This is a genomic window from Rathayibacter sp. AY1A3 (genome assembly GCF_002930975.1).
Lineage (GTDB): Bacteria > Actinomycetota > Actinomycetes > Actinomycetales > Microbacteriaceae > Rathayibacter.
Genome location: NZ_PSTO01000004.1, coordinates 99,539 through 124,781, shown reverse-complemented (window position 1 = coordinate 124,781; position 25,243 = coordinate 99,539). Strand labels below are relative to the sequence as shown.

Below are 25,243 nucleotides of genomic sequence, written 5' to 3'. Positions count from 1 at the left end.
TCTTTACAGCTCGCCCAATCCGCCTGCGATCCCTGCCAGTGGCACCCGCAGAGGTACCTTCGCAGGAACCAGACATCTTTTTCATATTGTTCGGCAGCGCCGCCGTCATCACGCTGCTTGGTGCCTTCATCCTCATCCGAGAGCGGCCCGAAGCGAGCGCCACCTTCACTAGCCTGGCAGTCACCGTGCTGAGCATGGTCGCAGTTGCAGGAGGGCTGTCGGTGGTCATCGGCAAGCAGGGCTAGCCGATGGAAGAGGTCCGGTCTCAGACCAACGACATCCACTCCAAAAGCAACAAGAAGATTGCGGAGCAGGAGGCCTAGCTGATCGAGCTTCGTGCGGCCGTGGTTCGCAAGCAGGGTGCTCACTGGATCGAGTAGTGTGCGGTTATGACTGACCACGCGATCACTACCTGGAACCCCGACACCCTCGAGTTTGACGCATTTCTGGGGGACGATCACGAGCTGGAGACCGCACCGACGTTCGTGATCCAGTCAACCCGGACGGGCGAGCGCTGGCTCATCAGGAAGACGCCTCACGAACGGTGGGACATTCACAGGATGTACCCCGAAGGTAACCACTTCAAAGCGGACGTTCCCGAGACATACTACGTCGAACGGGACGACGAAGACGGTCGCAGTTTCGTGGGCCGAGAGCGCACAGAGAGCACGAATCCGTCTCGAAGCGAGCCCATCGTCCGTGAACGTCTCCTGCGGGAAGCGGTTGTCCGGACGGCCTTCTGGCCGATCTAGATCAAGGCTTGGAGCGCGTCTCCCAGGGTCAAAGCAGCGTTGAGGCGGGGAAACTGTCCCAGCGACTCCGCGGCGTAAGGGAGGAAGGGTGCTTTGACCAGGCTTTTCATGTACTTTACTTCCCCGTGCAGGACGCGCCTGCCGTCCGCGTGGTGCCAGAGGGTCAACCGCACCGCGTTGGAGTAGACCTCGACCTCCCAATCGTCTCCGGGGAACGGGACTGGGTACTCGCTCATCTTTGGTGCCATGCTCGGACGCTAGCTCTGACCACCGACGCCGACTCGCCGCACTGTCTTAACGCGCCCGGGATCGTCGGACTTGTCAGCGCACTCATCCTGGGGGAGCGGCCCGACGCTTCCCCCACGTTCGTCGACCTCATCGTCTCGGTGCTCATCACGGCGGTAACGGCAGGACGGTTCTCTGTCGCTATAGACAAGCAGGGCGAGAAAATCGAGGAAGTCCGCGCTCAGACGGACGGCACGCTTTCTAAGAGGGACGAGAAGATCGAAGAGCAGCCGGCTCCCCTGATCGAGCTTCGCGCGGGAGTGGCCCGCAAGCCAGGTGCTCACTCCGCCAAGTAGGTCGTTTGCGAAGATTCAAGCGGTACTATTGTGAACATATTGCTTAGAATGATCGCAAGCGGGTTACTCTGGAAACTCTCGTTCGATCTGTTGTACAATTTGCGGAACGACATCGAGAATCCGGCCCCGTTGATAGGGGATGTACTGCAAGCCGTCCATATTCGAGAAACTTACAGTACCCATTTCAACGAGCAACGCCACTCGCTCAAATCCGTGACGGCCCTGGAATAAACCTGTTTCGTGCACGACATTCTGTCTTGCGCGTAGGGTAGAGTCTGCTTGCTCGTCCTCGGCCGTATACACAAGCACCGCAAAATTCGAGGTATCGAGCAGCTCTTTTAGGATGTTCTGAATTCCCAGACCGGATCTAGGTTTGCTCTCGAATGTCTGAATAGGGTAATGCTTTTCTAGCTCGGTCACGACGATGCGCCAGGAGTCAGATGTTCCGCCGTGGCCGAGGAAGATAGCAGGGCGTTCGCGGACGTCGAATACAGGAATCTGACCCTCGTCTGCCGCGGTGCGAGCGACCTTTAGAGCCTTTGAGTACGTTTCTTCATCGAGCCGCAAATCGAGATCAGACACATCCGAATAAGTTGAAAAGCGAAGGCTGTAGCGATTCAAGGATATGTCGAGAGAAATATCATCGTACTCGGGATCTAGTCGTCGGAGTTCTTCTAGTGAACCATAGGAGTTTATCGTCATCCCTCGCGTTACCCGGACAGTGATGTACTTCGACCAGTACCTTTGTTCCCAGCGCTTCTCTGTGGTTTCGTCCGTCCCGTCTGGGAACTCGACCTTGAACGCCCGGGTGGCCTCTGCTTCCGCCGCCTCCTCGAAAAGATCAACGATCTCAATAATACGTGTATGCGGAAAACGTGTGCGAGGAAACCTCGTCTGCTCCGAGATCAGTTTCATTTGCCAAAGGTAGAACAGGGGGCGCCGTCGCCGGTAGCTAGGCCGACTCGCCCACGCATATAACTGCTGTTTCGTCAGCGCAACCGCCTCATCGCCGCCTCCACCGCGGGCACCGTCGTCGTCGAGGCCGGCGCCCGCTCCGGCTCCCTCAACACCGCCGGCCACGCGGCTGCCCTGGGCCGCCCCCTCGGCGCGGTCCCGGGCCCGGTCACCAGTGCCTCCTCCGCCGGCTGCCACCGGCTCCTCCGCGAGTACATGGCGACCTGCGTCACCTCGCCGGCGGATGTGCTCGAACTGCTCGCCGTCGGCGACGCCGACGGATCGTGCCGAGCGCTGACCGCGGCTGAGGCGCGAGTCCTGGCCGTCGTCGAATCCGAAGGAGGCTGTGACGCCGCAACCGTCGCCCGGCTCTCCGGGGAATCGCTCGATTCGGCACTGTCGGCGCTGGGTGCGCTCCTCGCAGACGGACGCGTCCACCGTTCCGAGGACGGGGACTGGGAGCGGGCGCCCGGGTGAGCGGCCCCGCCGCCGCGGCGCTGTCGGCGGTCCGCCCTACGCTGAAGGGGCATCGGCGAGGGGAGCGGCATGGACGCCACGGCAGCAGGACACGGCGGAGAGCGCCCGCAGCTCGGGCACTTCCGCGCCGCCGACAGGGTCATCGCGCATCTGAGCGACACGCACCTGCTGGCCGACGGCGCTCCGCTCTACGGGAAGGTCGACACGGTCGCCCGCCTCGCGCAGGCGGTCGGCCGGCTGGCCGAGCGCGGCGGACGCCTGGACGCGATCGTGGTGACCGGGGACGTCGCGGACCGCGGCGAGGAGGACGCCTACCGGCGCGTGCGCGAGCAGCTCGACCCCGTGGGCGAGGGGTTCGGCTGCCCGATCGTCTGGGTGATGGGCAACCACGACGAGCGCGGAGCCTTCCGGCGGGTGCTCCTCGAGCAGGACCCGGCGGGCGCGGGACCCGTGGACCAGGTCGTCGACCTCGGCGGGCTCCGGCTCATCGCGCTCGACAGCGCGGTGCCCGGCTTCCACCATGGCGACCTCACCGACGCCCAGCTGGCCTGGCTGAAGGACGAGCTCGCCGCACCGGCCCCGCTGGGGACGATCCTCGCCCTGCACCACCCTCCGCTGCCCACGCCGCTCGGCGCGATGACCGTGCTCGAGCTGCGGGGGATCGACCGCCTCGAGGAGGTGGTGCGCGGTACCGACGTCCGCGCGATCCTCGGCGGCCACCTGCACTACCCCACGGCAGCGACCTTCGCGGGCGTGCCCGTGCTCGTGGCCGGCGCCACCAGCTACACGATGGATCTCGGAGCGCCCGAGCGTGAGCTCGCCGGCATCGACGGAGCGCAGAGCCTCTCGCTCGTCCACGTCCACCCGGAGACGGTGGCCGCCTCGTTCGTGCCGACGGCGCCGGCCCCGATCGCGACGCGGTTCGGCACCGACCTGATCGAGCGGCTCGAGGGGCTCGACGAGCAGGGGCGCATCGACCACTGGTCGCGGATGCCGGACGGATCATGACCGGCGAGACGCTCGCCGACTCGGTCGAGCACTTCCTCCGGTACGTCCTCGATGAGCGGTCCCTCTCGCCCGCCACCGCGAAGGGCTACCGCTCCGACCTGGCGCGCCTGATCGCCCACACGGAGGAGAAGGGGCGGCTCCTCACCGCCGAGCTCGACCTCGAGCTGCTGCGCGACTGGCTCTGGCGAGAGTCGGAGTCGGGGATCGCCCGCGCGACCCTCGCCCGGCGCACCGCGGCCGTCCGCTCCTTCTCCTCCTGGGCGCATCGGACCGAGCGGCTCCCCGTCGACGTCGCCGCACGCCTCAAGACGCCCAAGTCGGGACGGACACTGCCGCGGGTCCTCACGCTCCCGCAGGCGGAACAGGTGCTCGACACGGTCGCGGCGCGCGGCGCGACAGAGGACCCGGTGGCGCTGCGGGACCTCGCGATCGTCGAGCTGCTCTACGCCTCCGGCATCCGCGTCTCCGAGCTGGTCGCCGTCGACCTGGGCGACGTCGATCTCGGCAGGCTCACCGTGCTCGTCACCGGCAAGGGCGCCAAGCAGCGGGTCGTCCCGTTCGGCGTCCCCGCGAAGGAGGCGCTCGTCGACTACCTGGAGCGCGCCCGACCCTCTCTCGCCACCGGCGACGGGAGCGGGGCCCTGCTGCTGGGACGGCGGGGCGCGCGCCTCACCCCGCGCACGGTCTACGGCGTGGTGGCGAGGCTCCTCGACGGCGGGCAGGGCTCCGGACCGTCCGGCCCGCACACCCTCCGCCACACCGCGGCGACCCATCTGCTCGACGGCGGAGCCGACCTCCGCGCCGTCCAGGAGCTGCTCGGCCACGCGAGCCTGGGCACCACGCAGATCTACACCCACGTCTCGACCGAGCGGATCCGCGACGCCTACCGCCTCGCCCACCCCCGCGCCTGACCGGACGCGCGAGTCACCGGACGCACCCTTCCGCGCCACTCGCTCAACACCCGGCGACACGTCGTCCATCGGCAGAAGCACCGCCCGGGGGATCCCGCCGAAGAACCGCATCGGCGAGACGTAGTCGCCACCCTCGCGGACGCCGAGGTGCACGCACCTCCCGTCGCAGTGGCCGCCCGCACCCACTGCTCCGACGGGCTGGCCCGCGGTGAGGACCTGCCCCGCCGTCACCGATCCGTCGACCGGCTCGACCGTCGAGACCAGACCGTCCGCGTGCACGATGCTCACCACGGACCGGTCGACCACCCTGCCCGAGAACGACACGGTGCCCGCCGCGACGGCGACCACGGGCTGCCCGGCCGCTGCCGCGAGGTCGATCCCGCGGTGCCCGGGGGCGTAGCGGTGGACCGGCGCGCCCCACGGCTCCACGACGGAGAACCCCGGGACGGGTGAATTCCACCGCGGGTCGGACCGGCCGGGGGACGAGGTGCCGGAGGGCGAGGCGCCGAGAGGCGCCCCGACGAGCAGAGCGGCGAGGGCGAACACGCCCGGGCGCAGGAGTCGGGATCGGAGCATGCGGCCACCCTCCTGGAGCCGGTCCGGGACCGGTGGTCGGCCGAGCGGATCAGGGGAGGAGAGCGCGACGGGCACGGCTGTGGAGGGAGGACATCGGCCGGGGGAGAGCGCAACCCGTCCCGGCGGTGCCGCGGCGAGGAGTAACGTGCCGGTGATCCGGCTCGGGAGCGGCACCCCGCCCCCACCGGCGGCGAGAATCGGAGACGACCATGACCAGCGGACGATCTGACACGACCAGCGGGAGAGCGGACATCCCGAACCCCTCGGCGGCGAAGCTGAAGAGGAAGGTGATCGGCCTCGCGATCGCGGCGGCGGTCGGCGGCTTCCTCTTCGGCTTCGACTCGTCGGTGGTGAACGGTGCCGTGGAGGCGGTGCAGGGCGAGTTCCAGCTCTCGGCCGCCCTGATCGGCTTCGCCGTCGCCTCCGCGCTGCTCGGCTGCGCACTCGGCGCGTACCTCGCGGGCCGCCTGGCCGACCGCTGGGGCCGCATCAAGGTCATGCTGCTCGGCGCCGGGCTCTTCTTCATCTCCTCCATCGGCGCCGGCGCGGCGTTCGCGGTCTGGGACCTCGTGCTCTGGCGCGTGGTCGGAGGCCTCGGCATCGGCATCGCCTCCGTGATCGCTCCGACCTACATCTCGGAGATCGCGCCCAAGGCCATCCGCGGCGCCCTCGCGTCGCTGCAGCAGCTGGCGATCACGCTCGGCATCTTCGCCGCCCTGCTCTCGGACACCCTCATCGCGAACGGCGCGGACGGCGCCTCCGAGCCCTTCTGGTTCGGCGTCGCCGCCTGGCGCTGGATGTTCATCGCCTGCGCCGTGCCGGCCGTCATCTACGGCCTCCTGGCCCTGACCCTGCCGGAATCGCCCCGTTACCTCGCGACCCGCGGCCGCTCCGAGGACGCCCGCGCGGTGCTCGCGACGGTCACGCCGCGCGACGAGGTCGACGAGGCGCTCGCGGACATCCAGAAGAAGATCGACGAGGACTCCGAGAACGCGAAGCGCTCCAGCCTCCGCGGTCCCGCCCTCGGCCTGCTCCCCGTGGTCTGGGTCGGCATCCTGCTGTCGGTGTTCCAGCAGTTCGTGGGCATCAACGTGATCTTCTACTACTCCACCTCGCTCTGGAGCGCAGTCGGATTCGACGAGTCCAACTCCTTCGCGATCTCGGTCTTCACCTCGGTCGTGAACGTCGTCGTCACCTTCGTGGCGATCTTCCTGGTCGACAAGGTCGGCCGGAAGCCGCTGCTGCTGGTCGGCTCGGCCGGCATGGCTGTCTCGCTCGCGCTGATGGCCATCGCCTTCAGCCAGTCGACGATCAGCGGAGAGGACGTCTCGCTGCCCGGCGCGTGGGGGCCGATCGCCCTCGTCTCGGCGAACGCGTTCGTCGTCTTCTTCGGCGCGACCTGGGGCCCGCTGGTGTGGGTCCTCCTCGGCGAGATCTTCCCGAACCGGATCCGGGCGGCCGCCCTCGGCCTGGCGGCATCGGCCCAGTGGATCGCGAACTTCGCCATCACGGTGACCTTCCCGATCCTCTCGCAGGACGTGTCGCTCACCCTGGCCTACGGCCTCTACGCCGCCTTCGCGGCGATCTCGTTCGTCTTCGTCTTCATGTTCGTGCCCGAGACCAAGGGCCGCTCTCTGGAGGAGATGGACACCCTGCACATCCGCACCGTGATGAAGTCGGCGCGCAAGTAGCACCGGTCTTCCGAGCCCCGACGGCCGCCCTCCCGCAGCAGCGGGGGAGGCGGCCGTCCTGGTGCTAGACTCCATGGAGCACCTCGCTCGTCGGGGTGACTACGCGCGCCCATTCGGCCTCCGCTCCCCACGGTCCCTCTCCGCTCACGCGGCCGGGGTGGGAGTGCGCCGGGCGCCAGGGCGACGTGCCGACCGGCCGTCGCAGACAACCGAACGGGAGTTCGGCGCCGTCGTGCGCCCGGGCCCCGAGACAAGGAGAACGACTCATGGCAGTCGTCACCATGCGCCAGCTGCTCGACAGCGGCGTCCACTTCGGGCACCAGACCCGTCGCTGGAACCCGAAGATGAAGCGCTTCATCCTGACCGAGCGCTCGGGCAGCTACATCATCGACCTCCAGCAGTCGCTGGCCTACATCGACAAGACCTACGACTTCGTCAAGGAGACGGTCGCCCACGGCGGCACCATCCTCTTCGTCGGCACCAAGAAGCAGGCGCAGAACGCGATCTCGGAGCAGGCGACCCGCGTCGGCCAGCCCTACGTGAACCAGCGCTGGCTCGGCGGCCTCCTGACCAACTTCCAGACGGTCTCGAAGCGCCTCGCCCGCATGAAGGAGCTGGAGGAGCTCGACTTCGACGACACGTCGAAGAGCGGCTTCACCAAGAAGGAGCTCCTCATCAAGAAGCGCGAGCTCGACAAGCTGCACAAGTCGCTCGGCGGCATCCGCAACCTCTCGAAGACGCCGTCGGCCCTCTGGGTCGTCGACACCAAGAAGGAGCACCTCGCGATCGACGAGGCCAAGAAGCTGGGCATCCCGGTCATCGGCATCCTCGACACGAACTGCGACCCGGACGAGGTCCAGTACCCGATCCCGGGCAACGACGACGCGATCCGCTCGGTGAGCCTGCTCACCCGCATCGTCGCCGACGCCGCGGCCGAGGGCCTCATCCAGCGCCACCAGAAGCCCGAGGCCGAGGGCAACGTCTCCGCCGTCGAGCCGCTGGCCGAGTGGGAGCAGGAGCTGCTCTCCACCGGTGCGCCCGCTGCCGACGTGCAGGAGCCGAACGAGCAGGCCGGCGCGGAGACCGAGAAGGTCGCCGACGCCCAGGCCGAGACCGCCGACGAGGCCGTCGTCGAGGCCGAGACCCCCGCCGCGGAGGAGGCCCCCGAGGCCGAGGCCGCCGCGACCTCGACCGACGAGACCTCGACCGACGAGACCGCCACCGCCTGACACCCCGTTCCGTGACGGGGGTCGGACGCCGCACCCGCGGTCGTCCGGCCCCCGATCGGTCGGTGCACGTTCACCACGAGTAAGAACCGCCGTCACCTCGGCGTGCTGGGCTCCTCCCGTGAGCCCGCCGCGAGTGACGGCGCCACAGGGTTTCCGAACCAAGAGGAGTTCCGAGAACATGGCAAATTTCAGCCTCGCTGACGTCAAGACGCTGCGCGAGCAGCTCGGTACCGGCATGGTCGACACGAAGAACGCGCTCGTCGAGGCCGACGGCGACCTGGACAAGGCGGTCGAGATCCTCCGCCTCAAGGGCGCCAAGGGCAATGCGAAGCGCGCCGACCGCTCCACGAGCGAGGGCCTCGTCGCCGCCGCCGAGAAGGACGGCGTCGCCACGATGATCGAGCTCGCGTGCGAGACCGACTTCGTCGCCAAGGGCACGAAGTTCATCGCCCTCGCCGACGCCGTGCTCGCCGCGGTCGTCGCCGCCGGCTCCACCACGGTCGAGGAGGCCCTCGCGGCCCCCGCCGACGGCAAGACCGTCGCCGACCTCATCAACGACGAGGCCGCGATCCTCGGCGAGAAGGTGGAGCTGCGCCGCGTGGCCTCCGTCTCGGGCGAGCACTTCGCGATCTACCTCCACAAGACGAACAAGGACCTGCCCCCGCAGGTCGGCGTGGTCGTCGGCTACGCGGGCGAGGACGCCGAGACCGCGCGCTCCGTCGCCCAGCACATCTCGTTCGCGAACCCGTCCTACCTCTTGCGCGAGGACGTGCCGCAGTCCGAGGTCGACAACGAGCGCCGCATCGTCGAGGAGATCTCGCGCGGCGAGGGCAAGCCCGAGGCCGCCCTGCCGAAGATCATCGAGGGACGCGTGAACGCGTACTTCAAGCAGGTCGCGCTGCTCGACCAGGACTACGCGAAGGACAACAAGCTGTCCGTCAGCAAGGTCCTGAGCGACGCGGGCCTGACCGTGTCGGGCTTCGCCCGCTTCAAGGTCGGCGCCTAACAGCACTGCAGGAGGGAGTCCGGGTCGTTCAGTCGACCCGGGCTCCCTTCGCTCTGCCCGGGGCGGCCCCGGGCGTGGTCGCGGGGTCCGCTCCGCGCGGGATAGGTTTGTACGGGTCTACGGGAGGAAACGTCCATGACGGAGACGGATGCGATGACGACGGGCAAGCGCCGCAGGGTGCTTCTGAAGCTGTCGGGGGAGGCGTTCGGAGCCGGCACGCTCGGCGTGAACCCGGACGTGATCAGCGCCCTGGCGCGCGAGATCGCCGATGCCGCGACCGAGGTGGAGATCTCGGTGGTCGTCGGCGGCGGCAACTTCTTCCGCGGAGCCGAGCTCTCGCAGCGCGGCATGGACCGCGGCCGGGCCGACTACATGGGCATGCTGGGCACGGTGATGAACGCCCTCGCCCTCCAGGACTTCCTCGAGCAGGCGGGCGCCGAGACGCGCGTGCAGTCCGCGATCGCGATGACGCAGGTCGCGGAGCCCTACATCCCCCGCCGGGCGATCCGGCACATGGAGAAGGGCCGCGTCGTCATCTTCGGCGCCGGCGCCGGACTCCCGTACTTCTCGACCGACACGGTCGCCGCGCAGCGCGCGCTCGAGACGCACGCCGACGTGGTCCTCGTCGCCAAGAACGGCGTGGACGGCGTGTACGACGCCGACCCGCGGACGAACCCCGACGCGAAGAAGCTCGACGCGCTGACCTACCAGGAGGCGCTCCAGCGGGGCCTCAAGGTGGTCGACTCCACCGCGTTCAGCCTCTGCATGGACAACGGCATGCCGATGCAGGTCTTCGGCATGGAGCCCTCGGGCAACGTCGCGAAGGCCATCCGCGGCGCCGAGCTCGGCACGCTCGTCTCGAACTAGACTGACCACTTCCCTCTCTTAAGGAGCTCCCTGTGATCTCGGATGTACTGGCCGACGCGAAGACCAAGATGGGCAAGGCCGTCGAGGTCGCCAAGGAGGACTTCTCCACGGTCCGCACCGGACGCGCGAACCCCGGCATGTTCCAGAAGGTGCTGGTGAGCTACTACGGCACCCCGACGCCGCTGTCGCAGCTCGCCTCGATGCAGAACCAGGAGGCCCGCACGCTCGTCCTGACGCCCTACGACAAGGGCTCGCTGCGCGACATCGAGCAGGCCATCCGGGACATGCCGAACCTCGGCGCGAACCCGACCAACGACGGCACGATCATCCGCGTGACCCTGCCGGAGCTCACCGCCGAGCGCCGCAAGGAGTTCGTCAAGATCGTCCGCACCAAGGCCGAGGACGCCAAGATCGCGGTGCGCAACATCCGCCGCAAGGGCAAGGACGACCTCGACGCGCTGAAGGGCGACATCGGCGACGACGAGCTCTCCCGCGGCGAGAAGGAGCTCGAGGCGCTCACGAAGCAGCACGTCGACGCGATCGACGAGGCGCTCAAGCGCAAGGAATCCGAACTGCTCGAGGTGTAGCGGTGCCCGAGATCCCCGAAGGACCCGAGGGCGGCGAGAAGAGACCGTCTCCGCACGTCCCGGGTGCCCGGGGATCCCGGATGGTCACCCGCGACGCACTGCGTGCGCGCGCCCAGCAGGGCCGGGCCGACGTCGAGCGCCAGCTCGAGGCGACCCGCGCCCAGCTCGAGGCGACGAACGACCGCCTCACCGCGCGCTCGGGCCGGAACCTCGTGTCGGCGACCGCGATCGGACTCCTCGGCGGCGGCGCGATGGTCGTCAGCCTGCTGCTGGTCAAGGAGCTCTTCATGGTGCTCGCGGGGGTGGTGGTGCTGCTCGCGGCGCTCGAGCTCTCGAACGCCCTGCGCCACGCCGGTCGCGACATCCCGCGCATCCCGACCGGGATCGTGGCGGTCGTCGCCGTGCCGGCCGCCTACTACGGCGGCCTCGGCGCCGCGTGGGCCACGGTCCTCGGCGGATCCGTCCTCGTCGGCCTCTGGCGGCTGGGGGAGCAGCTCTTCCGGCGCACCGCCTCCAGCCGGAGGGACCTCGCCCTCGACATCGGCCTCGGCGCGTTCGTCCAGGGCTACACGACCTTCCTCGGCGCCTTCGCGATCCGTCTCGTCGCCGAGCCCGGCGGCCAGCTCTGGGCGTTCGCGTTCCTGGTGCTCGTGATCGTCGTCGACACCGGCGCCTACGTGAGCGGACTCACCTGGGGCAAGCACCCGATGGCACCGCGGATCAGCCCGAAGAAGACCTGGGAGGGGTTCGCCGGTGCGGCCGTCGCGGGGGTCGTCGTCGGCGTCCTGCTCGCCCTGCTGATGCTCGGCCAGCCCTGGTGGGTCGGTGCGGTGTTCGGGGCCGTGGTGCTGCTCACTGCGACGCTCGGCGACCTCGCCGAGTCACTGATCAAGCGCGACATCGGCATCAAGGATATGAGCTCCTGGCTGCCCGGCCACGGGGGAGTCCTCGACCGGCTGGACTCGATCCTGCCGTCGGCCGCAGCGGCCTACGTGCTGTACTTCCTCTTCGCCCACTGAGCGCACGCCTCACCGGGGCGTGCCGATTCCGCTCCCGGCGCGCGGCTTGGCATGATGTCGGGATGACCGCTCCCTTCCCCCGAGCCCGCGAGTCCCGTCCCGGCTACGACACGGCCGAGGTCGACTCCTTCCTCGCGTCGGCGCGCGAGGCCTACTCGCAGCTCTCCGGGGGACCGGCGGACCTGCGCGCCGCCGACCTGCGCCACACCGCGTTCACCCTGCGCAAGGGCGGCTACTCCGCGCCCCACGTCGATGCGGCGCTCGAGCGCCTCGAGGACGCCTTCGCCCTGCGGGAGCGCCAGTACGCGATCGCGGCCCGGGGCGAGGAGGCGTGGCTCGCGGACGCGCGGTCGACCGCCCAGGAGATCGTGAACCGGCTGGCCCGCGCTCCCCGCGAGCGGTTCACCCGGGCCGGAGCTCTCACGACGGGCTACAACATCCGCCAGGTCGACGCCTTCGCCGACCGGATCTCCGGCTACTTCCGCGACGGATCGGTGCTGACCGTGGACGACGTGCGGACCGTCTCCTTCGCCCCGCAGCGCGGCGGGTACGCCGAGGCGCAGGTCGACCTGCTGCTCGACACGGTCGTCGACGTGATGCTGGCGGTCCGCTGACCGGAGCCGGATCTGCTGGCCGATCAGGTCATCGTCCGTTATGCTTTCGTAATCGTGGCTCAGCATCCTCAGACCTCCGTCGCCCACACGCCCGCGAACCGCACCAGCGGTCGCCCGGCGGTCCCGCACCAGACCCCGGTGCGGCGCTCCTGGGCTCGGATCCCGGTGACGGTGCTGGCCTTCACGGCCTCGATCGCGTTCGCCATGGTGAACGTCGTCGATCCGTCCAGCGGCGCGGTCGCCTCCCCCTACTACCAGGCCCCGGCGCGCTTCAACGGCGACTCCGCGCAGCGGCTCGTCGTCGCGGACGCCGTCGAGCGGACCGTCCAGCGCGACTCGTTCGGCGCCGAGGCGAAGCCGACGCCCACTCCGACCCCGACGCCCACTCCGACCGAGACTCAGACCGCTTCCGCGACCGTCGACGAGGAGGAGTCGGGCTCCGCCGAGGCGGAGACCGCCGCTCCCGTCCAGCGCGCCGCCGCTCCGGATCCCGGATCCGCGAAGGCGATCGCGTACGACATGATCGTGCAGCGCGGCTGGGCCGACAGCGAGTACGACTGCCTCGTCCTCCTCTGGAACCGCGAGTCCGGCTGGAACGTCTACGCCGAGAACAAGTCCAGCGGTGCCTACGGCATCCCGCAGGCACTCCCCGGCAGCAAGATGGCGTCGGCCGGCTCCGACTGGGCGACCAACGCGAGCACCCAGATCACCTGGGGCCTCGGCTACATCTCCGGCCGCTACGGCTCGCCCTGCGGTGCCTGGGCCCACTCCGAATCGGTCGGCTGGTACTGATCGTTCCCCTCCGCTCGGCACCGCGTCCGGCGGGCTGAGGCTCTCGCTACCCTGGTGCCGTGGATTACGCGCTGCTCGGGGTCGTCGGGATCATCACGGTCGTCACCGTCGCGCGGTTCTCGAGCCGCCTCGGGATCGCCGCACCGCTGCTCCTGGTCGTCATCGGGATCGGCGCGTCCTACCTCCCCGGGGTCCCGGACATCGAGGTCGAGCCTGAGCTGATCCTCGCGGGCGTGCTGCCGCCGCTGCTGTACTCGGCCGCGATCCAGGTGCCCCTCACCGACTTCCGGCGGAACCTGCGCTCGATCTTCGGGCTCTCGGTGCTGCTGGTCGTCGTGACCGCCCTCGTGGTCGGCGGCTTCCTCTACCTCGTGTTCCCCGATCTGAGCCTGCCCGCGGCGATCGCTCTGGGCGCCGTCGTGAGCCCGACCGACGCGGTGGCCGCGACCTCGATCGGCAAGAAGCTCGGACTCCCGCCCCGCCTGGTGACGGTGCTCGAGGGCGAGAGCCTCGTGAACGACGCGTCGGCGCTGGTGCTGCTGCGCGCCGCGACGGCTGCGGCGGCCGTGGTCGGCGCCTCCGTCACGACCGACGCGATCGACGTGGGCGAGGTGGGGGTCCTCTTCGTCTACTCCGTTCTGATGGCGATCGTCCTCGGACTGGTGATGGGCGTGCTCACCGTCTTCGTTCGCTCGAAGCTGCGGGACCCGGTGCTCGACACCGCCGTGTCCTTCGCCGTGCCGTTCCTGGCCTACATCCCGGCCGAGGAGCTGGGCGCGTCCGGGGTGCTCGCCGTCGTGGTCACCGGGATCTACACGGGGCACAACAGCGCGCGCTTCCTCTCGCCGCAGTCGCGGATCAGCGAGCGGGTGAACTGGCGGACGGCGCAGTTCCTGCTCGAGAACGGCGTCTTCCTGCTCATGGGCGCCGAGATCAAGGCGATCGTCTCCGGGGTCGTGGACCCGGGCGAGTTCGGAGTGGGCACCGCGGTGCTGCTGGGTCTGGCCACCGTGGTGATCCTGATCGTGCTGCGGGCCCTCTTCGTGTGGCCGCTGCTCCTGTGGCTGCGCAGCTCCGGTCGGCGGGCGGAGCGGATCAACCGGCGGCTGGCGGTGGGCCTCATGCGACTGCGCAACAGCGCCACCAGCGACGAGCGCTTCCGGCGGCGGCAGGTGAGAGCGGAGCGGCTCTACCTCCGGCGCGAGACCGATCTGGCCGCGACCACGAGCGAGGCGTTCGGCTGGCGCGGCGGAGTCGTCCTGTCCTGGTCCGGGATGCGCGGCGTGGTCACGCTCGCCGCGGCCCAGTCGCTGCCGGACGAGACTCCCTACCGCTCCCAGCTGATCCTGATCGCCTTCACCGTCGCCGTCGTGACGCTGCTCCTGCAGGGTGCGACGCTCCCCGCGCTGATCCGGCTCACCGGCATCCAGGGCACCGACGGAGAGGCCGACCGCCGCGAGCTCGCGACGCTGCTCGACGAGGTCGCGGCCACGGGCATCCAGGCCCTCCCCGAGGCAGTGGCTGAGCTGCCCGACGGCGAGGCGGGCGAGCGCGTCCTCGAGCGCGTGCGCCGCGACACTCTGACCCGCTCGCAGGTGGCGTGGGAGCAGGTCGGCCGTGCGGAGGACGCGCCGCTCGGCCCGCACGCGCAGTACCTGCGGCTGCGCCGAGCGGTCCTGCTCGCCGAGCGGGAGGCACTGCTGGACGCCCGGGGGCGCGGGGTCTACTCCTCGCGGACGCTGCGGCGGGCGCAGCTGATGCTCGACGCCGAGGAGACCCGGCTCGAGATGGACGACAGCTCCCACTGACGGAAGGGGCACGGCGGCGGCCTCCTAGACTGGGGGGATGCCGCGCAGCAACAGACCCCGGGGCGGCCGCCGTGACGACGACGACGAGCAGCGCGACCTCTCGCAGATGCTTGCCGGCTTCCGGCGCACCGAGTCCCACGCCGGCCGGGAGTGGAACGTCCAGCCCGTCTCCGCAGCGCGGGCCGTGAAGAACTACCTCTGCCCGGGCTGCGGGCTCACCATCGACATCGGCCAGCCGCACCTGGTCACCTGGCGGGCCGACGGCGCGCTCGGCGACGCGGCCGACCTGGCCGGCCGCCGCCACTGGCACACGCACTGCTGGAGAATCCGAGGAGCACGATGACCCACGAGATCCGCGGAGGCGTCGTCCTCCCCGCCCGCCGCGAGGACGTCGAGCTGCACACCTCCGACGGCCTGACCCTGGTGGGGGAGCTCGCGCTGCCCCTGGAGCACGAGCCGGTCGCGACCCTGGTCACCCTGCATCCGCTGCCCACCCACGGCGGCTTCATGGACTCGCACATCCTGCGGAAGGCCGCCGCCCGGCTGCCCGCGCTCGCCGACTTGGCGGTCCTCCGCTTCAACACCCGCGGCACCGCGTCGCCGCGCGGCACGAGCGAGGGCGCGTTCGGACACGGCACCGAGGAGCGCGCCGACGTCGCCGCAGCCCTGGCCCTCGTCGCGGACCGCGGACTGCCGCACCCCTGGCTGGTCGGCTGGTCCTTCGGCACCGAGCTCGCGCTGAAGTGGGGGAGGGAGCACCCCGTCGAGGGAGCGATCCTGCTCTCGCCGCCGCTGCACCGCACGAGCGCGGAGGAGGTCGCCGCCTGGGGCGAGGACGGCCGCCCGCTCGTGGCGCTCGTCCCGGAGTTCGACGACTACCTGCGGCCGGAGGCGGCCGCCGAGCGCTTCGCGAGCGTGCCGCAGCTGGACCTCGTCGCCGTGGGGGGCGGGAAGCACCTCTGGGTCGGCGAGGCGCAGACCCGCCGGGTCCTCGACGAGATCGTGCGCGTGGTCGCGCCCGCCTCGTCCCCGCTGCCGACGGAATGGGCGGGCGAGCTCGGCTGAGCCCGCCCGTGCGGCGGCCGCTTAGCGGCCGGACGAGCCGCCGTCGGAGCCGCTGCCGTCGGAGCCGCTGCCGTCGGAGTCGTCGCCGTCGCTGTCGTCCGCGAGTCCGTCGATGTGGCCGATGAGCCCGCGCAGTCCCGACACGTAGCCGGCGATCGCGTCGCGCTCGGTGCGGATCTCGTCGAGGCGCCGCTCGGCGGTGTCCATCAGCTCGCGGCTGCGGCGCTCCGCGTCCGCGACGAGCTTCTGCGCCTGGTCGCGCGCGTCGTCGAGGAGGGCGTCGGAGTCGTCCTGGGCCTTCCGGCGCAGTCGCGTCGTGTCGTCGAGGGCGTCGCTGCGGAGGGCGTCCGCCTCGAGGCGCTTGTCGTTCGCGCGTCGGATGGCGTCGGCGAGCTGCAGGTTCGACTCGTCGAGGTAGCGCTGGGTCTGCGCGACGGCCTCCTGGTGGCGGAGCAGGTCGTCGCGGTCGGCCTCCTCGCGGCGCGCGGCGAGCTCGACCACCAGGTCGATCCGGGCCTGCTCGACCTCGCGCGAGAGCGCAGCGGCCTCGTCGGCGGACGCGGCGCGCAGGCCCGCCAGCTCGGCGTCGAGCACGGCGACGGCCTCGGCGCGCTCCTGGGTGAGCCGGGTGCGCTGGTCGGCGATCTCGCGCGCGCCCTCGGCGCGGACTGCGGCGACCTCGGCGTCGAGCGCGGCGCGGGTCGAGAGCACCTCGGCCTCGACTGCCGCGCGCGCCTGGGCGACCTCGGCCTCGACGGCCGCCCGGAGCCGGTCCACCTCGGAGGCGACCTCGGCCCGCAGGAGCTCGTTGGCCTGGGCGAGGCGGGCGGCCTCGGCGCGGGCGACCTCGATCTCGCGGGCGGCGACGGCGCGCATCTCCGCGGCCTCGCGCTCGGCCTCGGAGCGGATCGCGGCGGCCTCGCGCTTCGCGGTGGCGCGCATCTCGGCGGCCTCGGTCGCCACGGTGCCCCGGATCGCGGCGGCCTCGCGGACGGCGTCCTGGGTCATCACGTCGCGGTCGTCGGCGGCCTTGCCGAGCGTCGCCGCGGCCTGCGCCTCGGACTCGTCGCGGGTCCGGTCCGCACGGCGGCGCGCCTCGGTCACCAGGCGCTCGGCCTCGTCGCGCGCCTCCTGGAGGATGCGGTCGCCGTCGTCGCGGGTGGAGCGGCGGAGGGCGGAGGCGTCGTTCTCGGCCTGGGCGATGATCCGCTCGGACTGCTCCTCGGCCACGCGCAGGGTGTGCTCGAGCTTGGCGCCCAGGCCGGCGTAGGTGGGAGTGCCGACCTGCTGCAGCTCCTTCTCGAGGCCCTCGATCCGGGAGGACAGGCGCTTCACCTCGCGGCCGCTCTCGGCCGCCTGGGTGTTCGAGTGGATGAGCTCGCGGCGCAGGCCCTGGACGGCCTTGTCGACCTCGTCCCGGTCGTAGCCACGGAACACCTGGGTGAATTCGGCCTCGTCGTTCGCCACGTCGTCTCCTTCAGAGCAGGACCGCGGTGGGGCTCGCGGCACTCGGAAAGTGTATTCAGCGCGGAGGCCGCGGCCGGGGCGACACCCGCACCGCGCGCCGCCCGGGCCGCACTCTCGGCTTCTCCCGGGCATCGGAGCGAGGGCATCGGCTATCGTGGACTGTCTTTGTCTGTTGCCGTCGCGCCCCGGTCCGGCTGCGTACCCCGAGCCGGCCCCGGCCGTCACCCCGATCCGGCAACGCAGGAGGAGTACTTTCGTGCGGTTCGTCTTCGCCATCATCGCCACCGTCATCGCTGCCGCGATGATCGTGCTCGGCATCGGTCAGCGGACGGTCTGGGCTCCTCCGGAGTCCCTCACCGCCGAGACCGCGCTCGACTCCTCCGCTCCCTACGCGGTCATCGACGGCAGCACCCTGGGCGCCAACCCGGGCCGCCAGACGATCACGGTCGAGGGCAGCGGCGATCTCGTCGTCGCCTACGCACCGACCTCCGACGTGCTGGGCTGGGTGGGCGGCTCGAGCTACGACGCCATCGGCTACGAGCGCGCCGACGACACCCTCACCTCCGCGGAGGAGACGGGGGAGCGCGTCCAGCTCTCCTCCGACGTCGAGACCGCCGACGCGGCGGTCGTCGATCCTCGCGGCTCCGACCTCTGGCTCGAGGAGTTCGAGGGGAGCGGCAGCGTGACCCTGGCGCTCGACGTGCCGGAGGACGTCTCCATCCTCATCGCGAGCGACGGCACCGCGCCGGCAGCCGACTCCGTGCGCGTCAGCTGGCCCGTGGACACCGCGACGCCCCTCGCCGGCCCGCTGCTGCTCGGAGGAGCCGTGTTCCTCCTCCTCGGCCTCGTCCTCTACATCTGGGCCTTCGTCCACCTGCGCCGCCAGCACGGCCCGCGCCGGAAGGGACCGCAGGGCCGGATCCCCCGCGGTGCCCGCCGTCCCCGGCCGCGTGCCGGGATCCAGGCCTCCACGGCGTCGCCGGCGCCCTCGCGCCGCCGGGCGGCCCTGGTGCTGCCCGTCGTCCTCGGGACGACCGTCCTCCTCTCCGGCTGCAGCTCCGACTACTGGCCTGATCTCGCCGCGGGCGCGAGCGAGGCGCCGACCGCGTCCGCCACGGCGACCGCGGGGGCAGAGCCGGTCTCGGCCGAGCCGACCCCCGTGGTCACCACGCAGCAGGCGGAGGCCGTCGTCGCCGAGGTCGCCGATGTCGCGTCGCGCGCCGACGCCGCCCGGGACGCCGGGATCCTGGCCGAGCGCTTCCAGGGCGAGGCGCTCACCGAGCGCACCACCAACTACGACGTCGTCGCCAAGGGCGGGACCATCGACCCCCCGCAGACGATCCCGGCCTCCCCGGTGAGCCTGGTGCTACCGCAGGACACGGAGTCGTGGCCGCGCCTGGTCACCGCCGTCGTGCAGAACTCGACGGACACCACCCAGGCCCCGATCGCGCTGATGATGAGCCAGGCGAGCCCGCGCGTCGACTACAAGGTCGACTACGCCATCTCGCTCGAGGCCAACGCGCGCATCCCCGACGTCGCGCCCGTCACCGTCGGCACGTCGATCGTGGCGCCGGACTCGCGCCTGATGAAGCTCGCCCCGCAGACCGTCGGCTCCGCGTACGCCGACGTGCTCGCCAACGGCGACTCGAGCCAGTACGCCGAGCTCTTCGCGGCCGACGGCGACACCCTCCGGGGCCAGGTCGGCGTCGACAAGAAGAACGCCGACCGCGAGGCGCTGCCGGACACCGCCTCGATCGAATTCTCGAACGCCGCCGGCACGTCGCCGACGATCGCGCTCGCGACGAACGACTCGGGGGCCCTCGTCGCGGCGAGCATCGCCGAGACGTCGACCGTCCGCCCCACTGCCGAGGGCTCGACCGTCTCGACCTCCGGCGCCTCGCAGACCCTGCTGGGCACGGACAAGTCGACGACCGGCATCGAGACCACCTACGGATACCAACTGCTGTTCTACGTACCGCCCGTCGGATCGGAGGAGAAGATCGTGATGCTCGGATGGAGCCAGGGACTCGTCTCGGTGGTGCAGCTGCCGTGAGCACCGTCCCGCCCCTGCCTGGAAACCTCCGCGGCGCCGTCGACCTCTCGTCGCTGGTGAACCGCCGCACCCCGCCCGCCGCCTCCGCCGGCGCCCCGGCCGCGCCCGCCGCTCCCGGAGGCGCGCCCGGCGCGAATCCGCTGCTGCTGACCGCCGGCGACGCCGAGTTCGACCAGGTGGTCCAGCTCTCGTCGCGCGTGCCGGTGATCGTCGACCTGCGCGGCTCCTGGTCGGACCAGAGCCAGAGCATGACCGCGCTGCTCGAGAAGGTCGTCGTCTCGTACGCCGGCGCGTTCGTGCTCGTCGGGGTCGATGTGGAGTCGAGCCCGCAGCTGGCGCAGGCGTTCCAGGTGCAGTCCGTGCCGACGGTCGCCGCGATCATCGGCGGCCGCCCGGTGCCCCTGTTCAGCGGCCTCGTCGCCGAGGAGCAGCTGCGCGAACTGCTCGAGCAGGTCCTCCAGCTCGCGGCTCAGAACGGTGTGACGGGCACGGTGCCGGTGGAGGGAGTCGCTCCCGCCGAGGGCGGCGAGCCCGAGCCCGAGCCGCTGCCGCCGCACCACCAGGAGGCCTACGACGCGATCGACCGGGGCGATTACGCCGCTGCGATCACCGAGTACGAGACCGCCATCGCGCAGAACCCGCGCGACGACCTCGCCGTCGCCGGTCTCGCGCAGGTGCGGCTGCTGGCCCGCCTCCAGGGCCGCACGCTCGACGACATCCGCTCGACCGCCGCGGCCGAGCCGTCGAACCTCGACGCGCAGCTCGCCGTCGCCGACCTGGACGTCTCGGGCGGCCACGTCGAGGACGCCTTCGACCGGCTGCTCTCGATGTTCCCGCGCCTCGACGCCGAGGGGAAGGCCGCAGTCCGGGCTCGTCTCCTGGAGCTCTTCGAGATCGTCGGTCAGACCGACCCGCGCGTCAACAAGGCTCGGGCCCGGCTCACCGGCCTGCTCTACTGACGCCGGCCGGAACGCCGAGAGGCCGCCCGCTCGCGACGATCGTCGCGGCGGGCGGCCTCTTCCGTGCGGGGACCGATCAGTCGGCGGGTCGCAGGTAGAGCACGGCCAGCGGGGGCAGGACCAGCTCGGCGGAAGCCGGGCGGCCGGCCCACGGCTCCTCGCGAGCCTCGACCGCTCCGAAGTTCCCGACTCCGCTGCCGCCGTAGATCTCGGCGTCCGTGTTGACGAGCTCCTCCCAGCGGCCGGCCGTGGGCAGGCTCACGCGGTAGCCGTGCACGGGCGAGCCCGAGAAGTTGGCGATGACGGCGATCGGGCGACCCTCGCTGTCCTTGCGCAGGAACGAGACGACGTTGGCCGCCGCCGCGCCGCCGTCGATCCACTCGAAGCCCGACTGCTCGTGGTCGAGCTCCCAGAGCGACGGCGAGTCGCGGTACACGCGGTTCAGCTGACCGACGAGGCTCCAGAGACCGCGGTGGCTCGGCTGATCGAGGATCCACCAGTCCAGACCCCGCTCCTCGCTCCACTCGGAGTACTGGCCGAACTCCTGGCCCATGAAGAGCAGCTGCTTACCGGGGTGGGCCCACATGAAGGCGAGGTAGGCGCGCACGTTCGCGAGCTGCTGCCAGTGGTCGCCCGGCATCTTCTGGATCAGCGAGCCCTTGCCGTGCACGACCTCGTCGTGGCTGATCGGCAGGACGAACTTCTCGCTGAAGGCGTAGACGAACGAGAAGGTGATCTCGCCCAGGTGGTACTGGCGCCACAGCGGGTCGTTCGCCATGTAGTCGAGCGAGTCGTGCATCCAGCCCATGTTCCACTTGAGCCCGAAGCCGAGGCCGCCGGAGCTGGTGGGCTGGGTGACGCCGGGCCAGCTCGTCGACTCCTCGGCGATCATCATGATGCCGGGGTGCAGCTTGTAGGCCGTGGCGTTGACCTCCTGGAGGAAGCTGATCGCCTCGAGGTGCTCGCGTCCGCCGTACTGGTTCGGCAGCCACTCGCCCTCCTTGCGGGAGTAGTCGAGGTAGAGCATCGAGGCGACGGCGTCCACCCGCAGGGCGTCGACGTGGAACTCCTCGAGCCAGAACAGGGCGTTCGCGACGAGGAAGTTGCGCACCTGGGTGTGCCCGAAGTCGAAGACGTAGGTGCCCCAGTCCATCTGCTCGCCGCGGCGCCAGTCCGGGTGCTCGTAGAGCGGCTCGCCGTCGAAGCGGGCGAGGGCGAAGTCGTCCTTGGGGAAGTGCCCGGGCACCCAGTCGACGATGACGCCGATGCCGGCCTGGTGCAGACGGTCGATCAGGTACTTGAGGTCGTCGGCCGTGCCGAAGCGGCTCGAGGCGGCGTAGTAGCCGGTGACCTGGTAGCCCCAGGAGCCGCCGAACGGGTGCTCGGCGAGCGGCATGAACTCCACGTGCGTGAAGCCGAGCTCGGTGACGTACTCGATCAGCGGGTCCGCGAGGTCGCGGTAGCCCAGTCCCGGACGCCAGGAGCCGAGGTGCATCTCGTAGACGCTGAGCGGCTGCGTGTGCGGATCGACCGAGGCTCGCTTCTCCATCCAGCCGGAGTCGCCCCACTGGTGGTGCGAGACGGGGACCTTCGAGGCGGTCGCAGGCGGCACCTCCGTGGCGCGGGCCATCGGGTCGGCCTTGCGGACCCAGTGGCCGTCGCGCGAGAGCAGGTCGAACTTGTAGGAGGCTCCGGGCTCGACGCCCGGGACGAAGATCTCCCAGACCCCGGTCGTCCCGAGGTTGCGGAGGGAGTGGCCCTCGCCGTTCCAGTCGTTGAAGTCGCCGACGACCCGAGCGGCCTGGGCGTGCGGGGCCCAGACGGCGAAGCTCGTGCCCCAGACCCCCTCGTGCTCGCGGTGGCGGGCACCGAGCGCCTCCCAGAGACGCTCGTGGCGGCCCTCGCCGATGAGGTAGAGGTCGAAGTCGCCGACCGTCTTCGAGAACCGGTAGGGGTCCTCCGCGGTCCACTCGCCGCCGCCGCCGTAGCGGGCCTCGACCGTGTACGCCTGCGGACCGAGGACGTGGAAGCCCTGCCAGATCCCGTCGCTGAGGTGGCTCAGCTCGACGCGGGCGCCGGTGGCGAGCACCACGGCGACCTTCTCGGCGAGCGGGCGGCGCACGCGGACGACCGTCACCGGGTCGGAGACGCCGGGGGCCGAGACGAGGTGCTGGCCCAGGACGTCGTGGGGGAGCGCGTTGCTGCCGGTGGCGAGCTGCTGCAGCACCCACTCGGGGATGTCGGGCAGCGCGATCGCAGCGGTGCCGTCGACGGGGCCCGAAGCGGAGGCGGGGTCCGCGGTCGTCTCGGCGGGGCCGGCGGTCGTCTCAAAGCGCGCGGCACTGTCGGCTGCGACGGAATCGGCGGCGTCCGTGTCGTCGGGCAGGTCGCCGTCGGCCCCGCTGCCGACCGGAGCGGACTCCGCGTCGTCGGCGTCGCGCTCGACGGTCACGGCGTCGTCGGCCGCGACCGGCTGAAGCGCCTCCGGGACCGTCTCGACCGCGTAGCTGCGCGCGTTCTCGCCCTCCGCTCCGGGGTGCTGTCGAGCGTCGGGCGCCGCGTCGGCGACGTGCGCGCCGTGGCCGGAGGTGGTCGCCGAGCTGGTGCCGGTCGTCGGGACCGTCTCGGCGTGCGCGCCGAGGCCCGCCTCCTCGGCCGGGCTCGTGCCCTCGGGGGTGGTTCCGCTCATCGCTCGTCCGCCTTCACGCTCAGGATGTGCACGGGCTCGACGAACGAGTCGAGCCGCACGTAGTCGTCGCTGCCCCAGGTCCAGACGGCGCCGGTGATCAGGTCCTCGACCTCGAAGGTCGCGCTCCAGTCGAGCCCGATCGCGGGCAGGTCGAGGTGGACCGTGGTCTCGCGGGCCGAATGCGGGTCGGTGTTGACGACGACGATGATCGTGTCGTCGGTCCCGGTACCCGTGAACGCGGCCTGCAGGTGCTTGGAGTAGACGAGGATCGCGTCGTCGTCGCTGCCGTGCACGTGCAGGTTCCGCAGCTGCCCGAGCGCGGGGTGCGAGCGCCGGATCTCGTTGAGGCGCGTGATGTACGGCGCCAGCGAGCGGCCCGACTCCTCGGCGCCGGCCCAGTCGCGCGTCTTGTACTCGTACTTCTCGTTGTCGATGTTCTCCTCGGCGCCGGGGCGAGCGACGTTCTCGACCAGCTCGTAGCCGGCGTAGACCCCCCACAGCGGCGACGCGGTCGCGGCGAGGGCCGCCCGCACCTTGTACGCCGAGCGGCCGCCGTACTGGAGGTACTCGGTGAGGATGTCCGGAGTGTTCACGAAGAGGTTCGGCCGCATGTAGTCGGCCGTCTCGTGGGAGATGCTCGTGAAGAACTCGCCGAGCTCCTCCTTGGTGTTGCGCCAGGTGAAGTACGAGTACGACTGCTGGAAGCCGACCTTGCCGAGTGCGCGCATGATCGCGGGGCGAGTGAACGCCTCCGCGAGGAAGACGACCTCGGGGTGCTCGGCGTTGACCTCGTGGATGATCCACTCCCAGAAGTCGAGCGGCTTCGTGTGGGGATTGTCGACGCGGAAGATCCCTACGCCCAGGTCGATCCAGTGCCGCAGGACCCGCAGCGACTCCTGACGGATGCCCTCGGGGTCGTTGTCGAAGTTGATCGGGTAGATGTCCTGGTACTTCTTCGGCGGGTTCTCGGCGTAGGCGATCGAGCCGTCGGGGAGCGTCGTGAACCACTCGGGGTGGCTGGTGACCCAGGGATGGTCGGGCGAGGCCTGCAGGGCGAAGTCGAGGGCGAGCTCGAGGCCCGCGGCCTCGACCGCGGCGTGGAAGGCGCGGAAGTCGTCCTCGGTACCCAGGTCCGGGTGGATCGCGTCGTGGCCGCCCTCGGCCGAGCCGATCGCCCACGGCGAGCCGGGGTCGTTCTCGCCGGCGTCGAGCGTGTTGTTCGGGCCCTTGCGGAAGGAGCGGCCGATGGGGTGGATCGGCGGCAGGTAGAGCACGTCGAAGCCCATCGCGGCCACCGCGGGAAGGCGGTCGATCGCGGTGCGGAAGGATCCGCTGGTCACGGTCCCGTCCTCGTGGCGCACGGCGCCCTCGGAGCGGGGGAAGAACTCGTACCAGGCGCCGACGCCGGCGCGGGTGCGCTCGACGTGGACGGTGCGCGGCTCCGAGACGCTGGTGAGGCTCATCACCGGGCGGGCGTCGAGCGCGCCGTGGACGGCGGGATCGGTCGCCGCGGCGAGGCGCTCCTCGGCGCTCAGTGTGGTGTCACCGACGCGGGCGGCGGTGTCGGAGAGCAGGCTGCGCTCGCCCTCGGGCCGCGAGGAGTCGTCGGCGCCGCTGCGCAGCAGGCCCTCGCCGATGGCGAAGGTGACGTCGATGTCCAGGCCGGCCGGGATCTTGACCTCGGCCGTGTGGAGCCAGGTCGCCCAGTCGTCGGCGTAGGCGCGGATGCGGTAGCTCCAGTCGCCCTCCTCGTCGAGGGCCACGAGGCGCCCGTAGCGGTCGGTGCCGGTCGCGAGGAGCGACATGCGGTGCTCCGACTCGGCCCCGGACGGCGAGCGCAGCAGGAGGTCGACGCCGATGAGGTCGTGCCCCTCGCGGAAGGCCGTGGCGGCGAAGGGGACGACCTCGCCGACGAACGCCTTCGCGGGCCAGCGGTCGTCCTCGAGCCGCGGCTGCGGGTCGATGATCGGCAGGCGCTCGGCGCGGACGCGGTAGCCGCTCCCGGTCGTCGCGGGCGCCGGCGACGCGTCGGGTGCGTCCGCGGTCACCGGGGCGGCCGGAGCACTGTCGGCCGCGGGGGGAGCAGGAGTCGCCTCGGGGGCGGCGGCGGGCGCCGGAGCGGCCGTCTCGGGAGGCGC

The 25,243-nt window shown here is 70.9% G+C and carries 23 protein-coding genes and 1 pseudogene; 19 read left to right on the top strand and 5 right to left on the bottom strand.

Going from position 1 to position 25,243, the window contains the following annotated elements; all coding sequences use genetic code 11:
• Window positions 1-38: 38 nt before the first annotated feature.
• The 3 genes from C5C10_RS17490 to C5C10_RS17485 all read left to right on the top strand — a co-directional run bounded on the left by C5C10_RS17490 (window position 39) and on the right by C5C10_RS17485 (window position 1,333).
• Window positions 39-245, top strand: coding sequence for a hypothetical protein (locus C5C10_RS17490; protein ID WP_146082092.1), 207 nt, complete (start codon window positions 39-41; stop codon window positions 243-245).
• Window positions 246-389: 144 nt separating this feature from the next.
• The gene (locus C5C10_RS03200) at window positions 390-752 is read left to right on the top strand and encodes a hypothetical protein (RefSeq protein WP_104328487.1); all 363 of its coding nucleotides are present in this window, start codon (window positions 390-392) and stop codon (window positions 750-752) included.
• Window positions 753-760: 8 nt separating this feature from the next.
• Window positions 761-1,333 carry a hypothetical protein gene (locus tag C5C10_RS17485; RefSeq protein WP_146082091.1) on the top strand — a complete coding sequence of 191 codons (573 nt, stop codon included), beginning with the start codon at window positions 761-763 and terminating at the stop codon, window positions 1,331-1,333.
• A gap of 63 nt (window positions 1,334-1,396) precedes the next feature.
• Here C5C10_RS17485 and C5C10_RS18150 read toward each other — a convergent pair whose 3' ends face one another.
• On the bottom strand, window positions 1,397-2,035 hold the full coding sequence (locus C5C10_RS18150) for a nucleotide-binding protein (protein WP_258060386.1): 639 nt from the start codon (window positions 2,033-2,035) through the stop codon (window positions 1,397-1,399).
• Between the two features lie 276 nt (window positions 2,036-2,311).
• On the opposite strand from C5C10_RS18150, the gene C5C10_RS18145 reads away from it, so the two are divergent.
• From C5C10_RS18145 to C5C10_RS03175, 3 genes are all read left to right on the top strand, one after another.
• A complete protein-coding gene (locus C5C10_RS18145; RefSeq protein WP_308471659.1) occupies window positions 2,312-2,764 on the top strand; it encodes a DNA-processing protein DprA in 453 nt (150 codons plus the stop codon).
• 69 nt (window positions 2,765-2,833) lie between these two features.
• Window positions 2,834-3,772 carry a phosphodiesterase gene (locus tag C5C10_RS03180; protein ID WP_104328484.1) on the top strand — a complete coding sequence of 313 codons (939 nt, stop codon included), beginning with the start codon at window positions 2,834-2,836 and terminating at the stop codon, window positions 3,770-3,772.
• The gene (locus C5C10_RS03175) at window positions 3,769-4,683 is read left to right on the top strand and encodes a tyrosine recombinase XerC (protein WP_104232497.1); all 915 of its coding nucleotides are present in this window, start codon (window positions 3,769-3,771) and stop codon (window positions 4,681-4,683) included. The genes C5C10_RS03180 and C5C10_RS03175 overlap by 4 nt, the downstream gene beginning before the upstream one ends.
• Before the next feature lie 123 nt (window positions 4,684-4,806).
• On the opposite strand, the pseudogene C5C10_RS18405 reads toward C5C10_RS03175, so the two are convergent.
• Window positions 4,807-5,259: pseudogene (locus tag C5C10_RS18405) on the bottom strand (murein hydrolase activator EnvC family protein); the annotation flags it as partial.
• A 209-nt stretch (window positions 5,260-5,468) separates the two neighbouring features.
• Between C5C10_RS18405 and C5C10_RS03165 the strand changes: the two are divergent.
• From C5C10_RS03165 to C5C10_RS03115, 11 genes are all read left to right on the top strand, one after another.
• Entirely contained in the window at window positions 5,469-6,950 is a 1,482-nt protein-coding gene (locus C5C10_RS03165; protein ID WP_104223897.1) for a sugar porter family MFS transporter, read from the top strand.
• A 266-nt stretch (window positions 6,951-7,216) separates the two neighbouring features.
• Window positions 7,217-8,179, top strand: a complete 963-nt coding sequence (gene rpsB / locus C5C10_RS03160) for a 30S ribosomal protein S2 (RefSeq protein ID WP_104328483.1) — start codon at window positions 7,217-7,219, stop codon at window positions 8,177-8,179.
• 178 nt (window positions 8,180-8,357) lie between these two features.
• Window positions 8,358-9,185: a translation elongation factor Ts gene (tsf, locus tag C5C10_RS03155; RefSeq protein ID WP_104328482.1), complete on the top strand. Its 828-nt coding sequence runs from the start codon at window positions 8,358-8,360 to the stop codon at window positions 9,183-9,185.
• A gap of 153 nt (window positions 9,186-9,338) precedes the next feature.
• A complete protein-coding gene (gene pyrH, locus C5C10_RS03150) occupies window positions 9,339-10,052 on the top strand; it encodes a UMP kinase (protein WP_374952923.1) in 714 nt (237 codons plus the stop codon).
• Window positions 10,053-10,084: 32 nt separating this feature from the next.
• The gene (gene frr, locus C5C10_RS03145; RefSeq protein WP_104223893.1) at window positions 10,085-10,639 is read left to right on the top strand and encodes a ribosome recycling factor; all 555 of its coding nucleotides are present in this window, start codon (window positions 10,085-10,087) and stop codon (window positions 10,637-10,639) included.
• Between the two features lie 80 nt (window positions 10,640-10,719).
• Window positions 10,720-11,658 carry a phosphatidate cytidylyltransferase gene (locus C5C10_RS03140; protein WP_104328481.1) on the top strand — a complete coding sequence of 313 codons (939 nt, stop codon included), beginning with the start codon at window positions 10,720-10,722 and terminating at the stop codon, window positions 11,656-11,658.
• A gap of 62 nt (window positions 11,659-11,720) precedes the next feature.
• Window positions 11,721-12,272: a DivIVA domain-containing protein gene (locus C5C10_RS03135; protein ID WP_104226865.1), complete on the top strand. Its 552-nt coding sequence runs from the start codon at window positions 11,721-11,723 to the stop codon at window positions 12,270-12,272.
• Between the two features lie 54 nt (window positions 12,273-12,326).
• Complete coding sequence (locus tag C5C10_RS03130) at window positions 12,327-13,064, top strand: lytic transglycosylase domain-containing protein (protein WP_244229431.1); 738 nt, start codon at window positions 12,327-12,329, stop codon at window positions 13,062-13,064.
• 59 nt (window positions 13,065-13,123) lie between these two features.
• Window positions 13,124-14,872 carry a sodium:proton antiporter gene (locus C5C10_RS03125; protein ID WP_104226863.1) on the top strand — a complete coding sequence of 583 codons (1,749 nt, stop codon included), beginning with the start codon at window positions 13,124-13,126 and terminating at the stop codon, window positions 14,870-14,872.
• Window positions 14,873-14,909: 37 nt separating this feature from the next.
• On the top strand, window positions 14,910-15,215 hold the full coding sequence (locus C5C10_RS03120; RefSeq protein WP_181027199.1) for a hypothetical protein: 306 nt from the start codon (window positions 14,910-14,912) through the stop codon (window positions 15,213-15,215).
• A complete protein-coding gene (locus tag C5C10_RS03115; RefSeq protein ID WP_104328480.1) occupies window positions 15,212-15,937 on the top strand; it encodes an alpha/beta hydrolase in 726 nt (241 codons plus the stop codon). The genes C5C10_RS03120 and C5C10_RS03115 overlap by 4 nt, the downstream gene beginning before the upstream one ends.
• Before the next feature lie 21 nt (window positions 15,938-15,958).
• On the opposite strand, the gene C5C10_RS03110 is transcribed toward C5C10_RS03115, so the two are convergent.
• Window positions 15,959-17,404 (bottom strand): DivIVA domain-containing protein, encoded by a 1,446-nt coding sequence (locus tag C5C10_RS03110; RefSeq protein WP_104328479.1) that lies wholly within the window; start codon window positions 17,402-17,404, stop codon window positions 15,959-15,961.
• Between the two features lie 256 nt (window positions 17,405-17,660).
• Between C5C10_RS03110 and C5C10_RS03105 the strand changes: the two genes are divergently transcribed.
• Both C5C10_RS03105 and C5C10_RS03100 read left to right on the top strand, forming a co-directional pair.
• Entirely contained in the window at window positions 17,661-19,457 is a 1,797-nt protein-coding gene (locus tag C5C10_RS03105; RefSeq protein WP_104223886.1) for a hypothetical protein, read from the top strand.
• Window positions 19,454-20,416 (top strand): tetratricopeptide repeat protein, encoded by a 963-nt coding sequence (locus C5C10_RS03100; protein ID WP_104328478.1) that lies wholly within the window; start codon window positions 19,454-19,456, stop codon window positions 20,414-20,416. Before C5C10_RS03105 ends, C5C10_RS03100 begins: the two co-directional genes overlap by 4 nt.
• A 76-nt stretch (window positions 20,417-20,492) precedes the next feature.
• Here the strand turns inward: C5C10_RS03100 and glgB are convergent, their stop codons facing one another.
• Together glgB and C5C10_RS03090 are read right to left on the bottom strand one after the other, a co-directional pair.
• A complete protein-coding gene (gene glgB, locus C5C10_RS03095; protein ID WP_104328477.1) occupies window positions 20,493-23,105 on the bottom strand; it encodes a 1,4-alpha-glucan branching protein GlgB in 2,613 nt (870 codons plus the stop codon).
• Window positions 23,102-25,072, bottom strand: a complete 1,971-nt coding sequence (locus tag C5C10_RS03090; protein WP_258060383.1) for an alpha-1,4-glucan--maltose-1-phosphate maltosyltransferase — start codon at window positions 25,070-25,072, stop codon at window positions 23,102-23,104. The genes glgB and C5C10_RS03090 overlap by 4 nt, the downstream gene beginning before the upstream one ends.
• Window positions 25,073-25,243 lie beyond the last annotated feature (171 nt).

What these genes read in the sequence shown, in the direction of transcription:
- C5C10_RS03140 (WP_104328481.1), top strand. Translation starts at nt 10,720, where the DNA reads ATGGTCACCCGCGACGCACTGCGTGCGCGCGCCCAGCAGGGCCGGGCC.
- tsf (WP_104328482.1), top strand. Translation starts at nt 8,358, where the DNA reads ATGGCAAATTTCAGCCTCGCTGACGTCAAGACGCTGCGCGAGCAGCTC.
- C5C10_RS03115 (WP_104328480.1), top strand. Translation starts at nt 15,212, where the DNA reads ATGACCCACGAGATCCGCGGAGGCGTCGTCCTCCCCGCCCGCCGCGAG.
- C5C10_RS03135 (WP_104226865.1), top strand. Translation starts at nt 11,721, where the DNA reads ATGACCGCTCCCTTCCCCCGAGCCCGCGAGTCCCGTCCCGGCTACGAC.
- C5C10_RS03175 (WP_104232497.1), top strand. Translation starts at nt 3,769, where the DNA reads ATGACCGGCGAGACGCTCGCCGACTCGGTCGAGCACTTCCTCCGGTAC.
- C5C10_RS18150 (WP_258060386.1), bottom strand. Translation starts at nt 2,035, where the DNA reads ATGACGATAAACTCCTATGGTTCACTAGAAGAACTCCGACGACTAGAT.
- pyrH (WP_374952923.1), top strand. Translation starts at nt 9,339, where the DNA reads ATGACGACGGGCAAGCGCCGCAGGGTGCTTCTGAAGCTGTCGGGGGAG.
- glgB (WP_104328477.1), bottom strand. Translation starts at nt 23,105, where the DNA reads ATGAGCGGAACCACCCCCGAGGGCACGAGCCCGGCCGAGGAGGCGGGC.
- rpsB (WP_104328483.1), top strand. Translation starts at nt 7,217, where the DNA reads ATGGCAGTCGTCACCATGCGCCAGCTGCTCGACAGCGGCGTCCACTTC.
- C5C10_RS03200 (WP_104328487.1), top strand. Translation starts at nt 390, where the DNA reads ATGACTGACCACGCGATCACTACCTGGAACCCCGACACCCTCGAGTTT.
- C5C10_RS03165 (WP_104223897.1), top strand. Translation starts at nt 5,469, where the DNA reads ATGACCAGCGGACGATCTGACACGACCAGCGGGAGAGCGGACATCCCG.
- C5C10_RS03120 (WP_181027199.1), top strand. Translation starts at nt 14,910, where the DNA reads ATGCCGCGCAGCAACAGACCCCGGGGCGGCCGCCGTGACGACGACGAC.
- C5C10_RS03180 (WP_104328484.1), top strand. Translation starts at nt 2,834, where the DNA reads ATGGACGCCACGGCAGCAGGACACGGCGGAGAGCGCCCGCAGCTCGGG.